Annotated in this window: 18 protein-coding genes and 1 riboswitch; of the genes, 11 read left to right on the top strand and 7 right to left on the bottom strand. The window is 31.4% G+C overall.

What is annotated here, in order from left to right:
- The first annotated feature begins 1 nt into the window (after position 1).
- The 4 genes from RCG18_RS25455 to RCG18_RS25440 all read left to right on the top strand — a co-directional run bounded on the left by RCG18_RS25455 (position 2) and on the right by RCG18_RS25440 (position 3,938).
- Entirely contained in the window at positions 2-1,249 is a 1,248-nt protein-coding gene (locus RCG18_RS25455; protein ID WP_308038770.1) for an MFS transporter, read from the top strand.
- Between the two features lie 249 nt (positions 1,250-1,498).
- Positions 1,499-1,807 carry a hypothetical protein gene (locus RCG18_RS25450; RefSeq protein WP_308038769.1) on the top strand — a complete coding sequence of 103 codons (309 nt, stop codon included), beginning with the start codon at positions 1,499-1,501 and terminating at the stop codon, positions 1,805-1,807.
- Between the two features lie 413 nt (positions 1,808-2,220).
- On the top strand, positions 2,221-3,804 hold the full coding sequence (locus RCG18_RS25445; RefSeq protein WP_308038768.1) for a GH3 auxin-responsive promoter family protein: 1,584 nt from the start codon (positions 2,221-2,223) through the stop codon (positions 3,802-3,804).
- Complete coding sequence (locus RCG18_RS25440) at positions 3,801-3,938, top strand: hypothetical protein (RefSeq protein WP_308038767.1); 138 nt, start codon at positions 3,801-3,803, stop codon at positions 3,936-3,938. The genes RCG18_RS25445 and RCG18_RS25440 overlap by 4 nt, the downstream gene beginning before the upstream one ends.
- Positions 3,939-4,157: 219 nt before the next feature.
- Here RCG18_RS25440 and gdhA read toward each other — a convergent pair whose 3' ends face one another.
- Positions 4,158-5,519, bottom strand: coding sequence for an NADP-specific glutamate dehydrogenase (gene gdhA, locus RCG18_RS25435; RefSeq protein ID WP_308038766.1), 1,362 nt, complete (start codon positions 5,517-5,519; stop codon positions 4,158-4,160).
- Between the two features lie 453 nt (positions 5,520-5,972).
- Between gdhA and RCG18_RS25430 the strand changes: the two genes are divergently transcribed.
- Both RCG18_RS25430 and RCG18_RS25425 read left to right on the top strand, forming a co-directional pair.
- Positions 5,973-6,431 (top strand): Lrp/AsnC family transcriptional regulator, encoded by a 459-nt coding sequence (locus RCG18_RS25430; protein WP_308038765.1) that lies wholly within the window; start codon positions 5,973-5,975, stop codon positions 6,429-6,431.
- A gap of 103 nt (positions 6,432-6,534) precedes the next feature.
- Complete coding sequence (locus RCG18_RS25425; RefSeq protein ID WP_308038764.1) at positions 6,535-7,728, top strand: pyridoxal phosphate-dependent aminotransferase; 1,194 nt, start codon at positions 6,535-6,537, stop codon at positions 7,726-7,728.
- Positions 7,729-7,919: 191 nt separating this feature from the next.
- Here the strand turns inward: RCG18_RS25425 and RCG18_RS25420 are convergent, their stop codons facing one another.
- Positions 7,920-8,480, bottom strand: coding sequence for a hypothetical protein (locus RCG18_RS25420; protein ID WP_308038763.1), 561 nt, complete (start codon positions 8,478-8,480; stop codon positions 7,920-7,922).
- A gap of 214 nt (positions 8,481-8,694) precedes the next feature.
- A riboswitch (glycine riboswitch) is annotated at positions 8,695-8,794 on the bottom strand.
- 294 nt (positions 8,795-9,088) lie between these two features.
- Here RCG18_RS25420 and RCG18_RS25415 point away from each other — a divergent pair.
- The gene (locus RCG18_RS25415) at positions 9,089-13,222 is read left to right on the top strand and encodes a 5'-nucleotidase C-terminal domain-containing protein (RefSeq protein ID WP_308042114.1); all 4,134 of its coding nucleotides are present in this window, start codon (positions 9,089-9,091) and stop codon (positions 13,220-13,222) included.
- A 554-nt stretch (positions 13,223-13,776) separates the two neighbouring features.
- On the opposite strand, the gene RCG18_RS25410 is transcribed toward RCG18_RS25415, so the two are convergent.
- Complete coding sequence (locus RCG18_RS25410; RefSeq protein WP_308038762.1) at positions 13,777-13,959, bottom strand: hypothetical protein; 183 nt, start codon at positions 13,957-13,959, stop codon at positions 13,777-13,779.
- A gap of 371 nt (positions 13,960-14,330) precedes the next feature.
- Here RCG18_RS25410 and yaaA point away from each other — a divergent pair, with 371 nt between their 5' ends.
- The 3 genes from yaaA (at position 14,331) to RCG18_RS25395 (ending at position 17,261) form a co-directional block, all read left to right on the top strand.
- Positions 14,331-15,107 carry a peroxide stress protein YaaA gene (gene yaaA / locus RCG18_RS25405; protein WP_308038761.1) on the top strand — a complete coding sequence of 259 codons (777 nt, stop codon included), beginning with the start codon at positions 14,331-14,333 and terminating at the stop codon, positions 15,105-15,107.
- A gap of 24 nt (positions 15,108-15,131) precedes the next feature.
- The gene (locus RCG18_RS25400; protein WP_308038760.1) at positions 15,132-16,280 is read left to right on the top strand and encodes a PucR family transcriptional regulator; all 1,149 of its coding nucleotides are present in this window, start codon (positions 15,132-15,134) and stop codon (positions 16,278-16,280) included.
- A gap of 222 nt (positions 16,281-16,502) precedes the next feature.
- Positions 16,503-17,261, top strand: coding sequence for a DMT family transporter (locus RCG18_RS25395; RefSeq protein ID WP_308038759.1), 759 nt, complete (start codon positions 16,503-16,505; stop codon positions 17,259-17,261).
- Between the two features lie 97 nt (positions 17,262-17,358).
- On the opposite strand, the gene RCG18_RS25390 is transcribed toward RCG18_RS25395, so the two are convergent.
- The 4 genes from RCG18_RS25390 to yidC all read right to left on the bottom strand — a co-directional run bounded on the left by RCG18_RS25390 (position 17,359) and on the right by yidC (position 22,182).
- Entirely contained in the window at positions 17,359-18,483 is a 1,125-nt protein-coding gene (locus RCG18_RS25390; RefSeq protein WP_308038758.1) for an endospore germination permease, read from the bottom strand.
- A 16-nt stretch (positions 18,484-18,499) separates the two neighbouring features.
- On the bottom strand, positions 18,500-19,663 hold the full coding sequence (locus tag RCG18_RS25385) for a Ger(x)C family spore germination protein (protein WP_308038757.1): 1,164 nt from the start codon (positions 19,661-19,663) through the stop codon (positions 18,500-18,502).
- A gap of 2 nt (positions 19,664-19,665) precedes the next feature.
- Complete coding sequence (locus RCG18_RS25380) at positions 19,666-21,261, bottom strand: spore germination protein (RefSeq protein WP_308038756.1); 1,596 nt, start codon at positions 21,259-21,261, stop codon at positions 19,666-19,668.
- 276 nt (positions 21,262-21,537) lie between these two features.
- Positions 21,538-22,182: a membrane protein insertase YidC gene (gene yidC, locus RCG18_RS25375; RefSeq protein ID WP_308038755.1), complete on the bottom strand. Its 645-nt coding sequence runs from the start codon at positions 22,180-22,182 to the stop codon at positions 21,538-21,540.
- 658 nt (positions 22,183-22,840) lie between these two features.
- Here yidC and RCG18_RS25370 point away from each other — a divergent pair.
- Positions 22,841-24,874 (top strand): methyl-accepting chemotaxis protein, encoded by a 2,034-nt coding sequence (locus RCG18_RS25370; protein WP_308038754.1) that lies wholly within the window; start codon positions 22,841-22,843, stop codon positions 24,872-24,874.
- The last annotated feature ends 243 nt before the right edge of the window (positions 24,875-25,117 follow it).

Below are 25,117 nucleotides of genomic sequence, written 5' to 3'. Positions count from 1 at the left end.
GATGAAAAGTAATACACCCGATACGACGGGTATCTTTCGCAATCGTTTTGTTCAAGTTATTATGATTTCAGGTATTTTACTGCAAATAGGAATATGGGTTCGTAATTTTGCAATACTTTTGTTTGTAATGGAGAAAACACATAATAATCCTTTTGCTGTTTCAATGATTTCTGTTGCAGAATTTGCACCAATTTTCATTTTTTCTTTTATAGGTGGAACCTATGCAGATCGTTGGCGTCCTAAACGCACAATGGTATGGTGTGATTTATTAAGTGCTATTTCTGTATTAATAGTATTATTTACAATAATTTTTAGTACTTGGCAAGCTGTATTTTTCGTAACTTTTATTTCATCTATACTTTCACAATTTTCTCAGCCTTCTGCAATGAAGTTATTTAAAATTCATGTTCCCATTGAAAAACTCCAGATGGGTATGGCTATGTTTCAAACACTAATGGCAATTTTTATGATTATAGGACCAATGATGGGCACATTGGTATATCAAAGATTTGGTATTAATATTGCAATTGGGGTAATGGGAGTAGCATTTCTGTTATCAGCTGCAGTATTGACATTTCTTCCAACAGATGAAAAAGAAGAAAATAAGGAGTTGCAGGCAAATTTTTGGCAGGAGCTAAGTGATGGCTTCCGTTATGTTTGGGAAAGAAAAGTACTTACTATACTTGGTGGCGTTTTTGCTATAGCTGGTTTAGCAGTTGGTATTATTCAACCTCTTGGAATTTTTATTATTATGGAAAGATTGGGATTACCAAAGGAAAACCTACAATGGTTGCTTGCAGCAAATGGTGCGGCTATGCTTATAGGTGGTGGTGTGCTTCTCGGTCTTTCGAAAAAGATAAGCCCTCAAAAACTGCTTGCCATTGGAATGCTTGCTAACGCAATCTCAATTGTAGGGATTGGGTTATCTACAAATTGGATAATTACTCTTGCATTTCAATTCTTGAATGGATTGTTTATGCCTTGTATCCAAATTGGTATAAACACATTAATTCTTCAACTTACAGAAGAAGAATTTGTGGGAAGAGTAAATGGAGTGTTAAATCCGCTTTTCATGGGGGCTATGGTAATAACGATGAGTTTGGCAGGTTGGTTAAAGATTCAATTTTCCTTAGTGGCAATGTATATGTTGGCTGGGGGATTATTCTTTCTAGGTGTGCTTTTAACAGCTCAACTATTCAATATACCCATTCTTAATGAGAAGGATAAATTGATTTCAGATGCTAACTGATAAGAGTTTATTTTAGTTGATTAGGTATTGTAAAATTAAGATGTAGATTTGCCAATAGTTCAATTGTAAGAAAAAATATTCCGTCAGATAGTATTGAATATATTGATTGTATTGACTTTAAAAAGCTTGAAGAAAGTTTTAATGTTTTAAAACAATATAAGGGGTTAAAGTTAGTGGATATAAGAAATAAGGATGGTACAGAAGTAATTATTATAGTCTAATTAAGACAACATAAAGAGGTGATATAAAGTGGCAAAAAAAAGTGCTAGAAATAATGAGTTATTAAACAATGCTAAGGTAAAAACTTCTCCTAAAATATATTCTTTATTAGTGGATCTGGTTAATGAGGGTAAAGAAGACTTGGCAGAAATAGTATTAAGGGTTGATTATTTGCTAGAATATGCAAGTACTTGTGTAAAACAAAAGGACTTTGATGAATCAAAGGAAGCTTTAAATAAGGCAAACATCAGAATGGAAATGCTGAAAAAAGAAGGTGTAGAAATAGAATATCTTAACTATTTGTATGAAGGTATAGCTAAGAAATCTAGAGTGCAGTAGGAAATTTATCCTTAGTGTTTTCGGTAAGATATGTTATTAGTTTAAAATAGCTAGATATATAAAGTTTATCTCAGACAACTCATATACAATAGGAGTAGTTTGAGATAAGCTTTTTTGTTTTAAAATTGCAAATAAAATTCATAAATGTTGACATGCAGTTTTTTATGAAGTATAATATGAACGTGGTTCATTAAAAATAAAAGTATATTTTATTAAGCATTAATTTTTTTTAAAACGAAATGAACGTTGTTCATTTTGTGTAAATAGATTATAAGATAAAATGGAGGTTTTGATGCAAAAATGGATATTATTCAATCAGCGCTAAATTTTTCATTTGACTTAATTTCTAATAGATACTATAAAAACTTTAACAGGAATACAAAAAAGCTGCAAAAGTGAACAAAAGCGTCTTGATGGAAATTTTAGAAATGAACAAAAAAAGTGAATATGGTCGGATACACAATTTTAAAGATATAAAAGACGTTAAGGATTATAAGAGAAATGTACCGATAACAAGTTATAGCGACTATGAAAATTTTATTGAAAGAATTGCAAAGGGTGAATCAAATATACTAACTTGTGAAGAGGTAGAATACTTTGGATTGAGTTCAGGTACAACAGGTCAACAAAAATATATTCCAGTCACTACAAGAGCTAGAAAAATAAATAATAGTTACATGAACTTTTTAAATCAGGGTCTATTGTATAATTCTATTCCAGCTGCGAAAAAAGGTGGTAGGGGGATGTTTCTGATGAATATGGCAAAGCCATCATTAATAACGGAAGGAAGAATTCCAGCTGGAGCTGGTACCTCTGAAGGCATTAAGGCAATGAAAGGTATATTGCCTTATATTTGGATTTCGCCAATTGAAGTGCTTGAAATTCCTGAACAGCAGGTTGCAAATTATTTACACTTATTGTTTGCGTTAAAGGAAAAAAATCTATCATATATAGCATCTCCTTTTCCATCAAATATAGTTCAAATCTTTGGGGCTATGGAAGAAAATTGGAGAGAACTAATAAAAGATATAGCAGAAGGAACTATTAGTGGACAGTTGAAGCTTGATCCTAAAATTAAAATTACACTAGAGAAGAAAATGGAACCTAATCCTAAAAGAGCAGAAGAGCTTAAGAAAGAGTTTACTAATGGCATGGATGGGATTAGTAGAAGAATATGGCCCAATATGCACTATGTGAGTTGCGTGGCAGGGGGAAGTTTTAGTATCTACATTAATAAGCTTAGATACTTTATTGGTGAATTACCTGTTTTTTCATCAGTGTATGGAGCAACAGAGGCTCTTATTGGAATGGCAGTTAAACCAAATGATACAACTTATGTAGTTGTTCCTGGAAGTGTTTATTTTGAATTTATACCTTTAAGTGAACAAGATTCAGAAAAACCAATAGCTTTAAATATAGACGAGCTTAAAGTAGGAGAAAGCTATGAGGTAGTGGTAACTAACTATTCTGGTTTTTATCGTTATCGACTTGGAGATGTAATTAAAGTTGTAAATTATTATCACGAAAGTCCTGTTATTGAATTTTTATATAGAAAAGGTCAGCTGCTTAATATTGCTGCGGAAAAAACACAAGAAGCAGCAGTACAGCATGCTGTAATGACAGCAGCAAAGAATTGGGGAGCTGAACTTGTAGATTATACTGTTATTCAAGATTTAAGTTCTACTGTTGGATTCTATAAATTTTATGTGGAAGTAAATAATCCTAAAGGATTGATAAATAATATTGAACAAAATAGATCTATTCTAGAAAAAGCATTAGGTGGAGCTAATCCACGATATTTAGCAGCTCTAAAAGCTAACAGGATTTCACCTTTGAAATTACAGGTTGTAAAATGTGGAACTTTTCAAAGTGTTAGAAAAGAGCTTTTAAAAAAGGGAGCTTCAGTAAATCAAGTGAAGATTCCTAGAGTGATTAATGATAAAAAGTTGATTTTATTACTAGATCAAAATACTGAAATATTGGAGGAATTGATATGAAAAAAGACTATGGTAAGTCAAAGATAATAGATAAAAATATAGAAGAAAAAAACCATGCCATACGAGATTATAGTATGGCGTGGTTTTTTTCTTACTCAGATTTTTCATACTTAATAATAAGCTGTATAGTATAAACAGAATTCTTGGCTTCAGGTGGAGTTTTAACTCCATCTGAAGCTTAGAAGTCGTTATCCAGGGACATAGCCGCTCTTTACTCCTACTTGAAGAAAAGCAGAGAGTCCAAATCTTCGATTTGGTGCGAATCGCTTTCACAGAGTGCGATGGGAGTATTAGAGCGGGTAAGTCATCGGATAAAAAGAGAGAATCTATTTAAAGATTCTCTCTTGTAATTTCTAGTAGTTTCCTTGTTGGTGCATTGCTTCAGCAACTTTTACGAATCCTGCAATGTTAGCTCCAGCAACTAGGTTATATCCAAAACCATAGTCTTCTGATGCTTTCTTACAGTTGTTGTAGATGTTAACCATTATTTGGTGTAATTTTGCATCTACTTCTTCTGCAGTCCAAGCTAATCTCATGCTGTTTTGTGACATTTCAAGAGCTGAAGTAGCAACTCCACCAGCGTTAGCAGCCTTTGAAGGTCCTACTATTACGCCGTTCTTTTGGAAGTATTCAACAGCTTCGTTTGTACAAGGCATATTAGCAGCTTCACAAACAAATTTAACTCCGTTTTCAACTATTTTCTTAGCTTCTTCTATTTTAATGTCATTTTGAATTGCACATGGTATTACGATATCAACTTTAACTCCAAATGGTTTTTCTCCTGGGAAGAATTGAACACCATACTTATCAGCATAATCTTTAATTCTTGCACCTTTGTTTATTGTTAACATTTCTACCATGTAATCTATCTTTTCTCCTGTTACTCCTTCTGGATCATAGATATATCCGTCTGGTCCTGATAGAGTTACAACTTTACCGCCTAATTGGCTAACTTTTTGACATACTCCCCATGCAACATTACCGAAGCCTGATACAGCAACTGTTTTGCCTTTCAAGTCTGTTCCTTCATGCTTAAGCATTTCTTGGCAATAGTAAGATACGCCGAATCCAGTAGCTTCTGGTCTTATTAAGCTTCCGCCATAAGTTAAGCCTTTACCAGTAAGAACTCCATTTTCAAAAGCTCCTCTGATTCTTCTATATTGTCCATAAAGGTAACCTATTTCTCTTCCACCAACTCCGATATCTCCAGCTGGAACGTCAACGTCTGGTCCTATATGTCTATAAAGCTCAGTCATAAAGCTTTGACAGAATCTCATTATTTCAGCATCTGACTTTCCTCTTGGGTCGAAGTCTGAACCACCTTTACCTCCACCTATTGGAAGGCCAGTTAATGAGTTCTTTAATATTTGCTCAAATCCTAAGAATTTGATTATTCCTATGTAAACTGATGGATGGAATCTAAGTCCTCCCTTGTAAGGTCCTATAGCTCCGTTGAATTGTACTCTGAATCCACGGTTAACTTGTACATTCCCGTTGTCGTCTGTCCATGGAACTTTAAACATGATTTGTCTTTCTGGTTCACAGAATCTCTCTAAAAGGTTTTCATCCATGTACTCAGGATGTTTCTCAAGTACTGGTCCTAAAGAACCTAAAACTTCTTCAACTGTTTGTAGAAATTCTGGTTCGCTGCCATTTCTTTTCTTAACGTTTTCAATTACTCCATTGATATAAGCTGTTACTCTTTCTTTTGTCATTTTATGATACCCCCAGACAAATTAATTTAAATTTTGATAAAAAATAACATTGGTTAATCGCTTACATTCATAATACTATAATTATTAGGAATTTTAAACTTATTTAATTAAATTCAATAATAATTAATGTATAAATAAAATTAACCTTAAATTTATTACTGCAAATAATGGACAAACACAGTTTTGTTTAAAAATTTAAGGCAACTTTAAAAATGGATTAAATTTTTAAATAGATAATGCGGAAAATGTTAAAAAAATAACAAATGAAAACGTTATAACTCTTTAAATTTTGTAGACTTTTAGTAGTGTTTGATTGTATAATATTAATCAATTTAGGATAATATTATAAAATACATTAAAATTTATGTATTATAACTGTTATTATTTTAATCTTTAAATATATATACTATAATCAGAACGAATAATTAATTGTTCAGCTAGAGAGGTGTGTCCATGGATAGTTTAGATGTGAAAATATTAAAGTTACTACAAAATAATGCAAGAGTTACAGCTTCAGAAATCAGCAGCAAAATTAATCTATCTATACCAGCGGTAAGTGATAGATTAAAAAAGCTTGATGCATCTGGTGTAATAGAAAAGTATACTGTAATTATTAATGCTAAAAAATTAAATAGAAATCTTACAGTAATTATGTTTGTTAGTTTAGAATCACCTAAATACACTAACAAGTTTTTAGAAGCAGTTCAGAGAGAAGAGGAAATTTTAGAGTGTCATTATCTTGCAGGAGATTATGATTATGCGTTAAAAATCATTACAGAAAATACCGAAACTCTTGAAAAACTTCTAAATAAAATAAAAGGCTTAAATGGAATTAGCAAGACAAAGACCACAGTTTCGTTATCTACAATTAAAAATAATTATTCCGTAATGCCATCTGAAGAGGACTATTAAAAGAATATTTGCTTAAGGATTCTAAGTTTTTATATAAAGGATTCTAAGTTTTTATATATTAGTAAGAGTTTATAAATACTATAATGAGAAGGTGAGATTATTAATGAAATTTTCTAAAAGAATATCAGATATGCAGTTTTCTCCGATACGCAAACTCGCACCTTATGCAGAAATTGCGAAAGAAAAGGGAGTTGAGGTATATCATTTAAATATTGGACAACCAGATATAGTAACTCCAGATTGTTTCTTTAATGCTGTCAAAGAGTATGAGGAGAGGGTACTTAAGTATTCAGGTTCTCAAGGAAGTGATAAATTAATTGAAAGCTTTATTAAATATTATAAAGTTTGGGGCGTTGATTTTGAAAAGAACGATATACTAATTACAAATGGCGGCAGTGAAGCAATTATGTTTGCCTTGATGGCAATTTGCGATGTTGGTGATGAAGTAATTATACCTGAACCTTTCTATACAAATTATAGTGGTTTTTCAGATGTAGCTGGTGTTAAAGTGGTTTCTTTTATGACAAAAGCAGAAAATGGATTCCATTTGCCATCTAAGAATGAAATTGTTAGTAGAATAACAAATAAAACAAGAGGAATAATTATTTCTAATCCTGGAAATCCAACAGGTGTTGTATATACATATGAAGAAATACGAATGTTAGCAGATATAGCAAAAGAGCACAATATTTATATAATTGCTGATGAAGTGTATAGAGAATTTGTTTATGATGGTTTAAAATATACATCTGCATTAACTATGACAGATGTTTTAGATAGAGTAATTTTAATTGATAGTATTTCAAAACGTTATAGTGCATGTGGAGCAAGAATTGGACTTGTTGCGTCCAAAAATAAGGATTTAATCAACCAGATATTAAAATTATGTCAATCTAGACTCTGTGTACCTACTTTAGAGCAAATTGCAGCAGCAAATCTAATAAATACTCCAGAAAGTTATTTTTATGGAGTAAAGGCTGAGTATGAGAACAGGCGTAATATCCTTTATAATGCACTATACAAAATTCCAGGAATTATATGTGATAAGCCAACTGGTGCATTTTATATAGTTGCAAAACTTCCAGTTAAGGATGCAGAGGACTTTGCTAAATGGATGCTTACAGATTTCTCTTACAATAATAAGACCGTCATGTTTGCTCCAGCTGAAGGTTTTTATGCTACACCAGGTTTAGGAAAAGATGAAGTTCGTTTCTCATATTGTATTAATTCTGATGAGTTAGAAGATGCAATGGATATTTTTGAAAGAGGATTAATACAGTATCTAAATATGCAATAATACTTTTAAAGTTTAATATATGTATATGAAACTCCTTCTCCTATTGTCGAATGAGTACTCGCTGAGTAAGCGATTCACTTCAAATCAGAGATTTGGGATATCAAGTATAATAAACATAGCTAGAAAATAAAATGGCTGTTACGAATTTATTCGAAACAGCCATTTTTTATATAGGATTAAAGTCAAAAAGTTTAGAGCATACCATAGTCAAGAACATATAAGTTATTATTTTCATCGTAACCAAAGGAATTTACTTTACAATATTCATTTTGCAATTCAGGAACTTCCGTTACTAACAATTTTTTGAACTTTTCTAGTACTGAAAAAAACTTCTCTTCATTTGCAAATTTTTTCTCTTTTTTAATATAACTATATATTGTCTCATCAGATTCAGTCCCAGTTTCTATAGGATTTAAGAGTTTATGAACTGTCAAATATAAAAATTTACTTTCATATATTGCATATACTGGACATAATATTTCTTTAAACTTTTCAAGACGTTCATCTTCTGAAGTGTATATTTTAAATTCATTAATGCATTGATCAGCTCCTACAGGTAAGGAAAAGCCTGTGGCATCTGATGAAGCCTTAATTATAAAATTATCTAATCGATATACGCAACGCATAGATCGTGCTATTATATTCTTTCTATTTAACTGTTTTAGTAAATTTCCTGCCATTCTCTTATTTTGACCTAACTTCATACCATACTGATTTAAAAATTTTTCAACTTCATATAATTCTCTATCCATAAATCTTCCTCCCTTTACTTTAATATAAATTAAAGTATCAATTTTTATTAATTGGAATCCTTGCCTCCAGTTAATTTTTGCATAAAAAATAAAGGCCATGAAGGCAAGTATAAGCTTACCCCACATGTCCTCTGTATTCTTTACCTGAGAGTTTAGATATAGAGACCTATATTTTACACCTTGGGTTCTGTATTTAAACAGATCTTCAGAGTTTCGTCATATAACGCTACTTTTACCTGAAAGTTTCTGATATAGTTGTGGTGCTATATCATTGCTTCTTCGGTTAACAAAATGTTATCTCACGCTATAATCATCCGAGCTATATTTAATTTTAATTCCTTAAATTCATTATATCATTGTATATTGAGAGTTTCAATCTATGGCATATTAAGAAAATATGAATTAGTATACCATAGATATCCAAGCTGAGTACTTGGCTTATTAGCGGTATTGATGGGGGAGACTTAGTTAAGTCATGTATCTTAGTTAGATATCTATAAAGAGAGATTAGATAAAAGTTCAGTTTACAAAAAATTCACAATGTTATATAATGGTTATACATCATTATATTTCTATTTTTTTTAGAAGGGGTGAATAATGTGTTGAAAATGCTTAGGCACAAAAAACTGACAGCAAGGATAACGACATTGTTTATGCTTTTTTCACTTCTAACGCCTGGTGCGTTTACGAATGTTAAAGCAGAAGCAGCAGCTAAAGCCTTCGACTTAATTGAAATTACTGACTTTCATGGGGCTTTAGAAGATTCTAGTACACCAGCACTACCTGTTGGTGGAGTTCTTGCAAAGAACATAAAAGACATAAAAAATGCAAACCCAAGCAGGACTCTAGTTATAGGTGGAGGAGACCTATATCAAGGTTCACCGATGTCCAATGTATTATTTGGAGTACCAGTTCAAAAACTTATGAGCAGCATTGGAATGGAAGTAACTGCTCTAGGGAATCATGAATTTGACTGGGGATTGGACAAGATTATAAACACTACAATGAAGGATGCAAAATACTCAATAATTTGTTCAAACCTTTATGACAAAAATAAAGGAACAAGGGTATTTGATCCATATAAAATTATTACTAAGGATGGAGTTAAAATAGCACTTATTGGCGCAATAACTACAGAAACTCCAAGTGTAGTTTTACCTGCTAACGTTGCTAACTACAAATTTACAGAGCCGGTAGCAGAAATAAATGCTATTGCAAAGGATATAAAAGATAGCAAGAAAGCCGATGTAATACTAGCTGTTATGCATGAAGGTAGTAATCAAGACAGCAAAACAGGACCTGTATTTGACATAGCTGATAAGCTTTCTAATGTGGATGCAGTTATAGGAGGACATTCTCATACTGCAGTACAAGCTATAAGCAAAACAGGGATACCGGTTGTAATAGCTAAGGCTCAAGGAAAAGGATTTACAGACTTAAAGATGAATGTAGATCCATCAGGAAAAGTATCTTTTACAAATGTAGAGTCAAGCTTTATTGCACTTGATAATAATAATCCTAATGGATATAAAGCTCAGCCGCCGCTTACTGACAGTGAAGCTTTAGCGGTAATAAATGATGCTAAGAATCAAGTAGGACCTACATTTAAAGAAGTTATAGGAAATACAAAAACTGATTTAACAAGAATGCAGAACGCTAATCCTTTTGGAGAATCTTATCTTGGGAACTGGACTTCTGACATTATAAAAACAAAGGGTCAAGCTGAGGTTGGATTCCAAAATAATGGAGGAATAAGAGTTGACGTACCAGCAGGAGATGTAACTGTAGGAACAATGTTTTACCTAATGCCTTTCGACAATGAAGTTGTTACAGTTAATATGAATAAAGCTCAGTTAATTAAAGTATTTGAACAGGCTGTAGCAGACAACGGAAAGGGAATTCAATCTTCAGGTCTTAAGGTTTCTTATGATATGACTAAACCAAGTGGCAGTAGAGTGATAAACTTAACTAGAGAAGATGGAAAAGCTATATCAGACAGTGAAGTAATTAAGGTTGCTACTAATGACTTTTTAGGACAAGGCGGCGATGGATTTGTAGTATTTAACGAGCCTTCTGTTAAAACAACTTTAAATAATACACATATACTTGTTAGAGATGCTTTAATTGAAAATGTAAGAGCTAACAAAGGTATAGTTACAAATATGAATGGCAGACTTGTAGGAAATGGTAATGCAACTATAACTATAGTGGGTACATCGGATCTTCATGGAAACATACTACCAATTGATTATAGTAATATGAAGCCTGCAAATCAAGGATTAGCAAAGGTTTCAACTTATGTAAAAGGCATTAGAAATGCAAATCCTAATGTAATGCTTGTAGATTCAGGAGACACAATACAGGGAACTCCACTTTCATATTACTACGACAAAGTAGATACAACCTCAGAATATCCAATGATGAAAATAATGGGTGCAATGAAATATGATACATGGACTCTTGGAAACCATGAATTCAACTATGGTTTAACAGTTTTAAATAGGGTAATTAAAGATGCTCAAAATGAAAATATAAATGTTTTATCAGCAAACACCTATAAAACTTCAGATGATTCAAATTTTGTAAAACCATATACTGTTAAAACATTTAAAGTAAATGGAAAAGATATAAAAGTTGGTATATTAGGTTTAACAACCAAATGCATACCTAACTGGGAGAATGCTTCAAATTATGAAGGCTTAAAATTTAATGACTTGGTAGATGAGGCTAAAAAGTGGGTACCAATATTAAAAGATAAAGAAAAGGTTGATATATTAGTAGCTACAATTCACAGTGGAGAAGAAAGTGCTAATGATACAATACCTGAAAATCAAATTAAAGCTGTGGCAAGTAGTGTGAATGGAATCGATGCTATAATATGTGGGCACGCCCATTCTAATATCTCGAGTGATCTTACTGTCAAAAATTCAAGTGGAAAAGTTGTTCCAATTACAGAGCCTGGCAAATGGGCTCAAGCTGTTTCGCAGGTTGATATAAGTGTAAAAGCAGATGGAACTGTAGGAACGATTACTACAAAAACTGTAAAAATGGATGAAAAGGTTGAGGCAGATCAGAATATATTAAAGATTGCTGAGCCTTATCAGGATGCAACTGTAAAATATGTAGGAACTGTTATTGGAAGTTCTACAGGAGAATTTCCAGGTACAAATCAAACAACTGAGCCTACAGCACTTATGGATTTAATAAATAAAGTGCAAATGGATGGAGCTAAAGCTCAGCTGTCTATAGCAGCACCTCTAAGTGCAAGCGCATATATACCAAAAGGAGAGGTTACAATTCAAAGTATGATGGGAGTATATGTGTTTGAGAACTTCTTATATGGAGTTAAAATGACAGGTGCTCAGCTTAAAAATTGGATGGAGTATTCTGTTAGATACTATAAGCAGGTATCAAATCCAGGTGATCAAATAGTTAAAGATTCAGAATTAAATATTCCGGATTATAATTTAGACCAGTTATATGGGGCAACTTATGATATTGACTTAATACAACCAGCATGTACTGTTGATGCAAAAACAGGATTAGTTACATCTGGCAACAGAATTAAAAACTTGAAAATCAATGGTGTGCCTGTAAAGGATACTGATGTATTCACAGTTGCAATAAACAACTACAGATACAATGGCGGAGGAGGCTTTATGAAGGCCGCAGGACTAAAGCCAGGAGATCCTTCCATAACAACCTATGATTCAGCAAAAACACTAGGTGATGATGGACAAGTTAGAAATATGATGATTAAATACATCCAAGATAAAAAGACAATTACTCCAGATGTAGCAAACAATTGGAAGATAAGCACCATGTCAATACTTCCATTTACAGTGCAGAGTATTAAAGGTGCAGACAGATATGAAACTTCAGCAAATGTTTCAAAGAATGGATGGGATAAAGGTTCAGAGTATGCTTTTATAGCAAATGGAGAAGTATTCGCGGATGCTCTTTGTGCAGCACCACTTGCCAAAAAATATAATGCACCAATACTTTTAACTAAGTCCAATGAGCTTCCAGAAGCTACAAAGGCTGAATTAGAAAGACTAGGAGTAAAACATGTAATAGTTTTAGGTGGAGAGTCAGTAGTATCAAAAAATATTGAAAATACTCTCCAAAATTCTTTGAAAGTAAAACCTGATGTAAAGAGAATATCAGGAACAGACAGATTTGAAACTTCTGTAAATATAGCAAAAGAGCTTGGTACAAAAGACAGTGCGGTTATAGCAAATGGATATAATTATGCTGATGCCCTATCAATATCAGCTGTAGCAGCTGTGAAGGGAATGCCAGTACTTTTAACAGATAGAAACAAGCTTCCAGAAAGCGTAGGTGCATACCTAGCTAAGAACAAGCCAGTGAATTCATATATAATTGGGTTAGAAGGCTCCGTAGACAAAGATGTTAAAGCATCAGTAGATGGATCAGTATCAGCTTCATCTATAAGATTAGGTGGAAATGATAGATTTGAAACTAATGTAAACATATTGAAACAGTTTGAAAAAGACATTAACTTTAATAAAGTATATGTTGCATTAGGAGATGGTCCTAATGGAGATGAATTTGCAGATGCTTTAGCTGGTGCAGCATTAGCAGCAGAGGGAAGTTCACCAATAGTTTTAACTAGTAAATCTATTCCAAAAACTTCAGTAGATTACATGAAGAATAAACTTAACTCAAATAGTATTGTAATATTGATAGGAGGGCAGGCTGTAATACCAGCAGGCTTCTAAATTTATTAATCATAGACCATACTGCTTTAAATTAGTGGTATGGTCTATTTTTCTTTTGCATATAGGATTACAAGTCCGAAAATTGGCTTACACCCCGGACTATGTTTCCAAGCTTCAGTCCGTTAAAAACTTTTAGTCAGTCTAAAGCTTATGTTTTAAGCAGAGAACAAAAATCTATGATTTTGTGTGAATCGCTTACTCATCTGACATAAGGAAGAGGAGTTTCATATAACATAAGTTGCTCCACTCAGTCGGACCAACTTATCAATTAGCATCGATAAGTCGCTCGTGAAAAGCCATTTAGGCTTTTCACCAGTATCTAAGATTCTAAGGTTGTCTTAAAACACTTCACTAAGACTGACACAAAGTTTTTAAATCTACCTTCAGCTTTAGAAACATAGCCCTTTGTGTAAGCCAATTTTCCAGTTTGAAATCCTATAAAAGCAAAAGGACATGAAAGTAAGTTTAAATTTACTTAGCATGTCCTTAGCTTTTTTAAATGAAAGTTGAAATATATTATTATTGAGATGATACATATCTTAGATTTTGATAATTTAAGCTATAAAGCTATCATAATAGGAGCCAGAGTCAATGATATCCTTTTCAACAATGTCTTTTATATTATAAAAATTAGCGAAACAGTTTAAAAATTCTTCAGGAGACATACCAGATTTTTTTAGACAAGCATCTAAATCTTTTAGTAATTCTTCAGGAGTTCTAACTATAGTATTGTTCATAACATACACCTCACAATTGTAATATATACTATATAATATGCGGTAATCAACGAAAAAACACACATATTTAATTTTATTTTCATATATAGTATAACACTAATAGAAAATAATTCAATATGTGATTGCGAATTTTATATGTTATTTGACTAAAAAGGTTACAGCGGTATATAATATGAAAGTTCGCTCATGGTTGTAAATATATTGTAATTGTCTTAGCATTTTAAAATCCTTAAGATAAATCTATGTATTTAATTATGAGAAAATAGTAAAATTAGAATACAATATAAATTGTCTAAATAAGAAATAAGTTTAGAGAAATAGTTTTCTATATATTTATTGAAAAGATAATATACTGAAAGGAGTAATGAATAATGATTGTGGTATTATCTCCAGCAAAAACTTTGAATTATAACAAAAAAACTTTAGCTAATTTATATACGGAGCCAATATTTCAGAAAGAAGCTACTGAGCTAGTGAGGGAACTTCAACAATATACTCCTCCAGAATTAAGTACATTAATGAAAATAAGTGATGATTTGGCGGAATTGAACTTTAAAAGAAATCTAAGTTTTCAAGTAAAATCTACTCTAGAAAATAGCAAACAAGCAATTTTAACTTTTTCAGGAACAGTTTATCAAGGAATGAGAGCTGATGAGTTCAGTGAAGATGAGCTGCAGTTTGCTCAGAATCATATAAGAATTCTTTCTGGTTTATATGGCATACTTAGACCGCTGGATCTAATTCAGCCACATAGACTAGAGATGGGTATTAAACTTAAAAATCCAAAAGGAAAAGATTTATATTCTTTTTGGAAAGATAAGATTACTAATTATTTAAATGAGGAAATCAATAAACATAATGATAAAAATTTAATTAATCTAGCATCCAATGAGTATTTTTCTGCTATCGATACAAAGAGTTTCACAGGTAAAATTATTAATATAAGCTTTAAAGAATACAGATGTGGTACATATAAGATTGTAGCTGTTTATGCTAAAAGGGCAAGGGGATTGATGTCCAGATATATTGCAGAAAATAAAGTTAATAATATTGAAATATTGAAAAACTTTGAAGAGGAAGGCTACGTTTACAATGAGGAGCTGTCTTCAGATAATGAATTTGTATTTACAAGACATAGCAAGATATAATCATGTGAGAAAGGAGGATTGTATATGTCTATAACTATACATGAGGCTTTAGAATTCGAGAGCTTTAAGGGATTTAAAATTATTGCTGGAAATAAGGGACTTTCAAATAAAATCACTAATGTTGGAATTTTAGATTATGAAATGGGTGGTTTAATAGAAGAAAACTTCATTGAAGGCGAGTTTGTAATAAGCACACTAATGGTAATAAAAGATAATATTGAAGAGTTATACAAGATTGTAGAAAAAATGATTTCAGTAAAAATAAGTGGATTAGCAATAAAAAGTGTGTATTTTAATACTATACCTGAGGAAGTTATAGAATTGGCGGATAAAAACTTTTTTCCTATCATGATATTCAGTGATACATATTTTGAGCACATAATTACAGAGTTTGCTAAAGCTATCCAGGAAAGAAAAGAAAATGAGACATTATCACTTAAGGTAGACAGTATTTTATATAGTAATTTAGATAGTTTGATCATAAAAAAGATAGCGCATGAAATTAATAGAAACTTTAAAGAGAAGAATATAGTAGCCTTTTGTAAAAAGAAAAGTAACGGAAAATTAACACACAGGTCGATTTTTTTTAGTAAAGAGGATTATAAATCTTTAAATAAAATCATACCATATAAAGATGGATATATTTTTATTAATACCTTTGAAAAAATAAGTTCTAAAGAATCTAAAAAACTTATAGTAAAAAAGTTAGAGGAATGTGGAATTACTACCAAAGAGTATATCATAGGAGTAAGTAGTTTGTATAAAAAACTAGGTGAGTTGAATAATTCTATAAAAGAAAGCATATACTCTTTTAAATATTCAATAGCCTATAAAAAGGATATTTCATTTTTTGATGAGATTGGAGTTAACAGAATTCTAATTCCTCTTATAGATAATCCATGGGTATTGAAATACTATAACGAAATTATAGAACCACTAATTGTCTATGATGAAAATAATGATACAGAACTATTAAGAACTGCTGTAAAGTATATTGAAAATAACGGAGATATTAAAACAACTGCTAAAGAATTATTTCAACATAGTAATACTATAAGATACAGAATAGAAAGGATAAATAAGATACTAAATGAAAATTATGATAACACACATTTTTATGAAGAGCTCGCAGTAGCCATAAGAATATATAATTTACTAAACAACAGTTTGTAAAAATTACAAAAGGACCTATTGTAGAATTTAAAATCTTACAAAGCCAAAATCCCCTTAATTAGTATATTATATAAGTAGATTGAAGCAATAGAGTATATTGCTTTTATTAATGTTAAGGGGGATCTTAGTAATGACAAAACAAGTTAAAGCAGATGCAGCATTATTATTTGTAACAGTAGGTTGGGGAACATCTTTTGGTTAACGAAGAACTCCATATCTGAAATGCCAACTTATAATTTTTTGGCAATTAGGTTTATTATAGCCTTTATGATATCATCGCTTATTTTTATAAGGCAAATGATGAAAATAGGAAAGAAAGAGTTAAAGTACGGAACTATACTTGGAGCTCTCTTATATTCTTCCTTTGCATTTCAGACTGTAGGGTTGAGCTATACTACTGTTTCTAAATCAGCATTTATTACAGGGTTTAGCGTAGTTCTGGTACCAGTTTTTTCTTCAATCATGACCAAGACAAAATTAAATAGTAAAATATGCATAAGTGTAGCTTTAGCTCTTGTAGGGCTAGGAATGCTTACGCTAAATCAGGGAATTGCGGACATAAATATAGGTGATATATACACGCTTATAAGCGCTGTTCTATATGCTTTTTATATTATATTTGTAGGCAAATATACTGTAAAGGTAGAATCTATATCCTTTGCTATTATACAAATAGGAACAGTTGGATTGCTAAGTATGCTAACATCATTTTTTATAGAAAAGCCTATAATACCTACAAGCTATAATATATGGGGAAGCATAATAATGTTGAGTGTAGTTTGTACATCAGGGGCTTTTATTATTCAAAACGTGGCTCAGAAATACACTACTGCAACACACACAGCTTTGATTTATACAGCAGAACCAGTTTTTGCAGCTATATTTGCTTATATTGTTTCAGGAGAGATTTTAAGTTTAATGGGATTCTTTGGTGCTGTATTAATAGTGTTAGGAACATTGATTTCAGGAAATCGACTTTAAAATAGTCTTTAACAAAGATAATATCAAAGAGATGCCTGAAATAGATGTTTAAGAGTATAAAATAAATTTCAAATATAGAAGAACTGCAAGTGGATTTTTAATTAATATGCTTACAGTTCTTTTTTAGGTTATCTTTGCCTGATTCATCAAGTTTTCTAACTACTGCTATAAGCCAAGTAATTGGAATCAGTATACCTAATGGAAGTATTATAAAAGGGTTTTTTAAAAGGTCTAAATTCATATGCTCAACAATATTTGATGGTATCATAGCCAAGCCTGCATTAATAGCTACCATGGGGATAATTAATGGTTTATAATCTTTTAGATTGAACCATTGGGCTAGCCCCACAATTTCAGGATAGTAGAAAACTAATAATTCAATATAACTGGATAACATCCAAAGTATAATAAAAAATGCATCAAAGCCAGAAAGAAAATTAGTAATATCAATATAATGCGAAATATAGTTTAAAGGACTTATAATTTTTGTTGTCATATCAGTACCAGTAAAACCTATTACTACAATTGATAAAAGCATTAAAAGTATTCCTGATATGGACATACCTATAAGTAGAACTTTTTTACTTTCCTTTATTATATTTAAGCATGGAAGCCATAATGCCATAAAAAGTACTGGTTCTACAGCAAAGGGAAACAGTACCACTTGACTTCTCAAAATTGGCATAAAACCATTTTCAAAAATAGGTAATATATTTGAGAAATTTTCATTTGTAAAATTAAGACATAAGAGCGAAATTATTAAAATAATTATTATTGGCATAAATAATTCTGTTGTTCTCGCATATACCTCAAATCCATTTCGCATCACATAAATAGCTAATAGAGACATTAGAATGTTCACTGCAATTGGTGGAGTGAAAGGAAGGAAAGGGCGCAGCGCTTCTATAAGATCTCTCATAATTATTGGAGCCATAAGCCAGAAACCTAAAATATAATAAAGGCCAGCAAGCTTTCCTACGAACTTACCTAGGACTACAGGCAGATACTGAACAAATGTTTTTTTGGGAAAACGACGGCCTAAATTAATTAACAGTAGCCCATCTATTGCAGCAATAATGTATGCTAACAAAATTGACATCCAAGCATCTCTTCCTGAATATTTAACTGCAGGTGAAGTTATAACTACAAATATATCGCCTATGGCACCTGCAAGTACAAGCATTAAAGCCTGATGGCCGGATATTTTTTCACTCTGAAACAAAAAACTTCAACTCCTTTTATGGGGTGATAGAATTAATTATCTTGCCCGTACTTCTTAGTTTCACTTCAACATTTACCTCTACTTCTATTTCAGGAAAAACTTCATCCCATTTTGCCTCAATATTTTTCCATTGACTAGGGAATTTCTTGTGGATCTTACTACCAAAGCCAACAATGTCTGTTTTATATTCTTTTTGAATTTTTTGAAGAGATTCTTTAACTTCTCTTTTTATTTCAGTTGCAAATCCATCTTCAAGTGCTTTAATGCTTTCAGGTGAATTTATATACACACCTTTATCGTTTTCACGTATTTCTCCTTCTTCCCAAATATCTAAAGATATCATTATTTTGCCATTTGTTATTTTAGGGTTTATTTTTACTTTTGATCTTACTATTTGTTCGCTTATATTTTCACTGGCTGTACCTGGATACCCTGATAGAAGAACTCCTTTACCAATTTGATTAGTTATCCACAAAAGTCCTCTAGTCTCATTCATAGTAAGCCACCCAACCAGCTTATCTTTCTTAAAAACTCCGCATCCGTTATAGCCTATGTCAGCAGCATTTCCTTCCTTCGGAGCTTCTATTTCTATTTGTGTAACTACAGGTGATGTTGTTTTGCTTGAAAGCTTCATCAAGAAGGTATGTAAAGTTTCTGTTGGCACAGTGGCTACATGATTGCTAATGTTTATAAGATTACCTATATAATCAGCTGATATTGCTGTAGCCTCAACTCTTTTGTGAAGAATATCAGATGCCTTTCCTTTGCATAGCAAAATCCAACCTCTGGAACGAAATTCGTAGGTTCTGAATATACCATCAATAAAGGAGTTAACGCCTTCTCTTGCTAAATCTTCTCCAATGACATAAATCCTATTGTGTTGAAATTCAGGTGTTTTACTTGTTCTTTTGTGATATTTTACCAATGAATCTGTTATGGATTTTGCTGTTACCGAAACTACGTGAATATTACTTTTCTCACTTGCAGGTCTCAAGGGTGTAGATGCACGTTCAGGTATTATACTTTGAAATGTAACAATTATATTACTCTTTTCATCTCCTTTATCAATACCAACTGCAGTAACTATTTCTCTTTGATTAAGTTCAATGGAATCCCAACATCCTGTTAGACTTATGATGGATAAAATTATCACTATTATAAAAATAAACTTCTTTTTCACTTTTATTCATCACCAACCTTACCATTACTGGGATCAGGTGTACTGTTATCACCAACACGTTGAGATTTTCTCCATACTATGGAACTAGGTCTTGTTTTCATTAACCACCATGGAACCCTTATGATAAAATCCTTCATACCTTTAAAATTAAAAGGCATAACTGGTGAAAAATATGGAACTCCAAAAGACCGTAAGGAGGCAAGATGAATTATCATTAATATGTAACTCCACAGTACTCCAATTAATCCAAATGTAGCCGCAGCTATCAATAATGGAAATTTTAGCAATGTGATTGGGTCGATTTGCGGTGGTAATAAAAAACTCATCATACCACTTAATGATATTATTATAATCATAAAAGGGCTAACCAACCCAGCATTAACTGCAACTTCTCCCATAATCAAAGCTCCTACTATACTTACTGCTTGACCTACGGCGCGGGGCATACGTACTCCTGCTTCTCTAATTACTTCAAATGCACCTGCCATAAGAAATGCTTCTATAGCAGCAGGAAAAGGGATTTTCTCTCTTGTTGTCGCCAATGTAAGCATAAGATTTTCTGGTATAATAGAAGGATGAAAAGTTGTTATAGCAACAAAAATTGCAGGGCCAAAAATAGTCATATGAAAAGCTATTAATCTTAACAGTCTAATCTGTGCTACTAAAAAAGGTGCGGAGTAATAATCTTCAGTGACCTGTAAACTTTCCACAAAAAGAAATGGGACAGTTAGCGCTATTGGTGTACCCTCTGTGAGAATACCAATCCTGCCCTCCAGTATTTTTGCTGCAAATTTGTCTGGTACCTCTGTGTTACCAACTGTAGGGAATATAGAAAATGGAGAATCTTTAATAAACTCTTCAATGTATCCAGACTCAAGAATAGCGTCGATATTTATAGATTTTAATCTATGCCGCACTTCTTCTAGAATTTTAACATTTGCAATACCCTTTAAATATACAATACATATTTTAGTTCTAGTCCTTTTGCCAATAACCATCTCTTCTATCTTTAAATCAGGATTTTTTATTTTTCTTCTAACAAGTGATGTATTTACACTTAATGTTTCCGTAAAACTTTCACGAGGTCCTCTTACTGTGTTTTCAGTTTGTGGTGTTTCAACACCTCTATGCTCCCAGGCTTGTGTTCCTAATTCCAATGCAGTATCTTCTTTATCTAGAAAAAGAACTGTATTACCATTTAATATTCCATCTACAGCCTGTTCTATAGTAGACACTTCTCTTATCTTATTACTGCTTATTGCATAATTTTTAATATTTTCTAAGTTAATGTCATAATCAATAGGAATCTTTCGGATTTCCCACATTAAATTGTCGAGTATATTTTTGCTTACTGCGCTTGTTTCGCTTAAACCTTCCAGGCTAACAACTAATGCCTTTATATTATTTTGACCTATTAAAAACTGGCGAATATTTATATCTATATCATTTTCAAAAATACTCTTAATTTTTTCGAAATTATCTTTAATATTTTTGGAAATAGGAGTAGGAAGTGGTTTGTTGCTAATGGTCTCTTTACAATTTTTGGGGTCATTAATTATTTTAAAATAGTTAAGCTTTCTTAAAAGTTTATCTAACATAGATATCACCTATTAAACTTATAAATTTATAATTATGTGTATTTAGTATTACCCATATTTCGTATAAATATATTAATTTTTACTCGTTATGCTAGTTGAGTATACTAGTATTATTCACAAACAGAAAAACTCTAGTTTATCAACAGGCTATTCAAAATAAGAAAATATAAGCCTATATCTTAAATTACGGTGTAAAATAAGATATAGGCTTTATTTATAAGATAAGATTATCACTACATATTTTTAAATTTATTATGATCCTTAAATAAGAGGATATTAATAACTTAAACTTCTATTTTTTAAGTATAATCTAAAGGCTATCTCTTCTATTAAAGAAAATAAACTTGTTGTTATAAGATAAATTCCAACAGCTATTGGGATTTTTATGGTTATCAGTATACTGAAAATACTTGTCAGTATAAGAGTAGATTTTGGCATATTGTTATATGAACTTATTTTTAAAAATGAAAAATACGAAAGTAAATTCGGACTTAACGTAGTAAGTGCATATAATATTGGAAGAACATAATAGCTATCTGACAGCTTAATATTTGCTATCCAAGGAATAATAATTGTTCCTGTATGGACAGGCATTTTTAAAATTACACTATATAATGTAAATATTATTGGAAGCTGCAGAAAACTTACTAAGCATCCAAACATGCTTTTAGCACTTTGTTGATAGTGTTTTTGCAACTCTGATTCTAGCTTTTCTTTATTATTTTTATATTTTTCCTTTAACTCTTCCATCTTTTTAGATAAACTTTGCTGCTGCTGTATACTTAATTTTTGTTTCATTGACATTGGTAGAAGAAGTGTTCTAACTAGTATAGTCAATAAAATTATTGCAACGCCCCAATCACCTGTTAAGCTAAAGAAATAGTTTAATGATGTATTTAATATACTAGAAATGATGTTCATAGTATCTCTCCTTATTTTATATTTTTATTTATCAGATTACCACTATCCGTAACATCATTTCTTTTAAAATTCAACACAAAACCGCCATATCTCATATTTTTCAAAAGACATATAGTCTTTTCTCGACATGAGTTTCCTAAAGCTCAAAGCTTGACAATAAATCTTTTTTATAAATTGGAAACTAAAATTCCTGATAAGTTGTTTTATTGAATAAATAGCATAGGAAAAAATGCTTGCAAAGAAAACAACTATAAAAAACAAATGAAATATATTTATAATATCTTGATCCATAATTATCTACTCCATCATAGTTTTAGATTATTCATTATTATATCATTGATGTGGAATAAGTTTCACTTTATAAGAATTAATGATATAGTAACAATTTAATTGTATTATATGGTTTGAATTAACCTTAAACATAGTATAAAACTTTTTCGGGTATTTGTAAATAAGCAATTATAATAACATTTAAGTATATAAAAATAGAATTGAGTTTCAGCGAAGGGTTGAAGAAAAGAGTTAGAGCTTAGATAAGCTCGCTCCGCTAGCTTAATATGGACAAAATTCAATAATATTTTTAAAGAAACTTAATAAAGTCGCGATAAATATAGAAATAAAGTATCTATTTTAAGTTAAATGACGAAGGAGTGGTAAAATGCGAATAAAACGGAAAATTCCAATATTTATAGGAGCACTTATTTTAATTACAATGATAATTTCTTGTTCAGTAGTATATTATCAAGTTTCAACTAAACTTTATAATGCCAGTCAAACTGAAATGAAATCTATAGCTAAAAGTTCTACAGAAACTATAGCTGTAATGCTGGAAAAAGAAAGTACAGAGGTAGGGGGACTGTCTAGCAAAAAATCAATTGTTGAGCTTATTCAGCTTCATGATGCTTCTTATGATTCTGAAGCCTATAAAGTTGCTATTGAAAATGTAAGTAAGGAGTTGGACGAATATGTAAAAAAACAAGGTAACTTAGAACATACTTTCATAGTAGATAACAAAGGAATTATAATAGCGGACAGTGACAGAAAACTTATTAATCAAAATATATCAGATAGAAACTATAATAAAGAAGCCTTAAAAGGTAAAACAGCAATTAGTGAGACGCTAACTTCAAAATCCAGCGGTGCACAAATTATAGTGGTAACTAGCCCAATAATAATAAATGGAACAATTTCCGGATACTCTGCCTCTGCAGTGAGAGCAGAAAGTTTTTCTAAATATTTTAAAAATGTAAAAATAGCAGAGACAAATAGTAGTTATGCTTATTTAGCAGATGAAAAAGGAAATATGATCTTCCATCCTACTAAAGAAAAAATAGGTAAGCCAGTAGAAAATGATAAGATAAAAGAAGTTGTAAAAAAAGTACAAAGTGGTGAAGAAGTAAATGGCAGCATGATTGAATATTTATTTAGCGGAGAAGAAAAGATTTCTTATTATGAAATAATACCAGGTGTGAATTGGACCTTTGTCTTATCAGCAGATAAATCTGATATAATTTCTGGTGCTAGAAAAGTAACTTTTATGATAATAGTCATCATGATTGGAATAGCTTTGGCAGCAGTTTTTATAACAAGTATCGTATCAAAGAAAATAACAGATCCTATAGAAAAGGTTACTGAGATTGTAGACAAAACTTGTAAGCTTGATTTAACATATTATAAAGAGTATGAATATCTTTTTAATTATAAAGATGAAATAGGCGACATATTTAGAGCTATTGCTAATATGAGAAAAATATTGAGAAGAATAATCGAAGATTTATCCTCGGTTTCAAATAATGTAAGCAGTAATGCAGCTTTTGTACAAAGACTTACAGAGGAATTAAGGGGATACGCTCAAGAAGCTTCAGTAGAAAGTGAGAATTTATCATATGCTATGGAAGAAACTGCAGCTGTAACAGAAGAAATTTCTGCAGCCTCTGGAGAGATGGTGAATGCTGTAGCGTCTATGGCTGGAAAGGCAGAAAGAGGATCAGAAAACTCCAATGATATTTCAAAAAGAGCAGAAAATTTAAAACAGACTTCCGTTAAATCTATAAAAGAAGCGGAGAATATCTATATTAACGTAAAAGCTGATCTTGAGATGGCTATAGAAGGTACTAAAGCGGTAAATAAAATAAATGAACTTACAGAAGGTATACTTAGTATTACAAGTCAAACAAACTTATTAGCTTTAAATGCGGCTATTGAAGCAGCTAGAGCTGGAGAAGCTGGAAAGGGATTTGCAGTAGTAGCAGATGAAGTTAGAAAGCTTGCAGAGGAGTCTGCAGTTACTGCTGGTAATATACAAAATGTTGTAGGTACAGTAGAGGGTTCTGTGAAGAAACTAATAGACAGTTCTGTTAGTATACTAAATTTTGTTGAAAATACTGTAACAAAAGAGTATAAAAATATCATAGACGTAGCTAATCAATACAATAGTGATGCAGATGATGTAAATGAATTTATGATGGATTTCAGTGCTGTTGCAGAGGAGTTAAATGCTTCAATTGAAGGAATAGTGAAAGCTATAAATGAAACAGCTTCTACTGTAAATGATAGTGCTGAAGGAGTGCAGAATATAACTGAAAAAGCTGCCAATATATTTGAAAAGCTTCAGGAGGTAAATGAAAATGCTGTAGAGAATATAAAAAGTGTAGATAGATTAGAGGAAGTTATAAAAGAATTTAAGATTTAGTGCATTTATCTTTATATTCTTAACCGGATTAGGTGCAGTTGGATTTATTCTATCCTTCCTAATCAGAAAAAGAACAAAGAATATGCAGCTCATTTCTGAAGGTAAAACTTTTGAAGGATAAGAGTTATTATTTTTATAAGTATATCTAAAAATATAACACAAATCATTGGAATTAATTGGAAAAATGTATTATAATAGAATTTAGTAATATCTTCTCATAATTAAATTAGTGCTTTAGCAGGG

Origin of the sequence: Clostridium sp. OS1-26 (genome assembly GCF_030915445.1) — a bacterium.
Taxonomy (GTDB): Bacteria; Bacillota; Clostridia; order Clostridiales; family Clostridiaceae; genus Clostridium_AM.
This window is presented reverse-complemented; position numbering and strand designations above follow the sequence as displayed.

Bases quoted from the DNA above. Each gene is read 5' to 3' on its own strand.
- RCG18_RS25430 (WP_308038765.1), top strand. From the start codon at position 5,973: ATGGATAGTTTAGATGTGAAAATATTAAAGTTACTACAAAATAATGCA.
- RCG18_RS25370 (WP_308038754.1), top strand. From the start codon at position 22,841: ATGCGAATAAAACGGAAAATTCCAATATTTATAGGAGCACTTATTTTA.
- yidC (WP_308038755.1), bottom strand. From the start codon at position 22,182: ATGAACATCATTTCTAGTATATTAAATACATCATTAAACTATTTCTTT.
- RCG18_RS25400 (WP_308038760.1), top strand. From the start codon at position 15,132: ATGTCTATAACTATACATGAGGCTTTAGAATTCGAGAGCTTTAAGGGA.
- RCG18_RS25425 (WP_308038764.1), top strand. From the start codon at position 6,535: ATGAAATTTTCTAAAAGAATATCAGATATGCAGTTTTCTCCGATACGC.
- RCG18_RS25415 (WP_308042114.1), top strand. From the start codon at position 9,089: ATGCTTAGGCACAAAAAACTGACAGCAAGGATAACGACATTGTTTATG.
- RCG18_RS25395 (WP_308038759.1), top strand. From the start codon at position 16,503: ATGCCAACTTATAATTTTTTGGCAATTAGGTTTATTATAGCCTTTATG.
- RCG18_RS25410 (WP_308038762.1), bottom strand. From the start codon at position 13,959: ATGAACAATACTATAGTTAGAACTCCTGAAGAATTACTAAAAGATTTA.
- gdhA (WP_308038766.1), bottom strand. From the start codon at position 5,519: ATGACAAAAGAAAGAGTAACAGCTTATATCAATGGAGTAATTGAAAAC.
- RCG18_RS25380 (WP_308038756.1), bottom strand. From the start codon at position 21,261: ATGTTAGATAAACTTTTAAGAAAGCTTAACTATTTTAAAATAATTAAT.
- RCG18_RS25455 (WP_308038770.1), top strand. From the start codon at position 2: ATGAAAAGTAATACACCCGATACGACGGGTATCTTTCGCAATCGTTTT.
- RCG18_RS25420 (WP_308038763.1), bottom strand. From the start codon at position 8,480: ATGGATAGAGAATTATATGAAGTTGAAAAATTTTTAAATCAGTATGGT.
- RCG18_RS25445 (WP_308038768.1), top strand. From the start codon at position 2,221: ATGGAAATTTTAGAAATGAACAAAAAAAGTGAATATGGTCGGATACAC.
- RCG18_RS25440 (WP_308038767.1), top strand. From the start codon at position 3,801: ATGAAAAAAGACTATGGTAAGTCAAAGATAATAGATAAAAATATAGAA.
- yaaA (WP_308038761.1), top strand. From the start codon at position 14,331: ATGATTGTGGTATTATCTCCAGCAAAAACTTTGAATTATAACAAAAAA.